General features: G+C 69.0%; 2 pseudogenes. One reads left to right on the top strand and one right to left on the bottom strand.

The features are described 5' to 3' along the window. Positions 1-443, top strand: a pseudogene (locus tag H926_RS33200) (hydrolase 1, exosortase A system-associated); the annotation flags it as partial. On the opposite strand, the pseudogene H926_RS34605 reads toward H926_RS33200, so the two are convergent. After that, a pseudogene (locus tag H926_RS34605) lies at positions 440-545 on the bottom strand (thioredoxin-disulfide reductase); the annotation flags it as partial. The pseudogenes H926_RS33200 and H926_RS34605 sit on opposite strands and share 4 nt — an antisense overlap.

The raw sequence follows: 545 nt of genomic DNA, 5'->3' as shown, positions 1-545 counted from the left end.
CGCTGATGCTCCATGCCGCCACGCTGCCTGGCCTTGACGGGCTGATCCTGGCCAATCCCTGGACGGTGGACGGGGAAAATGAAACGGCGCCGGTTCATTCTCCCGCCGCGCTGCCCCGCCACTATCTGCGCCGCCTGGCCGATCCGCGCCAATGGGCCCGCCTGCTGGCCGGCAAGGTGGCGCTGGGCAAGCTGGCGGGCGGGCTGCGCACCGCCGCTGCGCCCCAGGCGGCTTCAGCGCTGGCAGAAGAGATGCGCGCGGCGCTGGCCAGCTATCGCGGTAAGGTTACCATCCTGCTCGCGCAGGGTGACCGCACCGCGCAGCTGTTTGCCAGCCATTGGGGCGCCGATCCGCGCGTGATCGGCCAAACTGGAACCAGCCATTCCTTTGCCGATGCGCCGGAATGGCTGTTGCACCAGGTACTTGCCGCGCTAGGCGATTAGGCCTGGGTCAGTTGCCCGGTGGCAAAGTCCAGCTCTGCCACAAAGCGTTCGGCATCAAGCGCGGCCATGCAGCCGGTGCCCGCCGCCGTCACGGCTTGGCGG

It is taken from the genome of Novosphingobium sp. B-7 (assembly GCF_000410615.1).
Classification (GTDB): domain Bacteria; phylum Pseudomonadota; class Alphaproteobacteria; order Sphingomonadales; family Sphingomonadaceae; genus Novosphingobium; species Novosphingobium capsulatum.
Note: the sequence above shows the minus strand (reverse complement) of the source record. Positions and strands in the feature narration are given on the sequence as shown.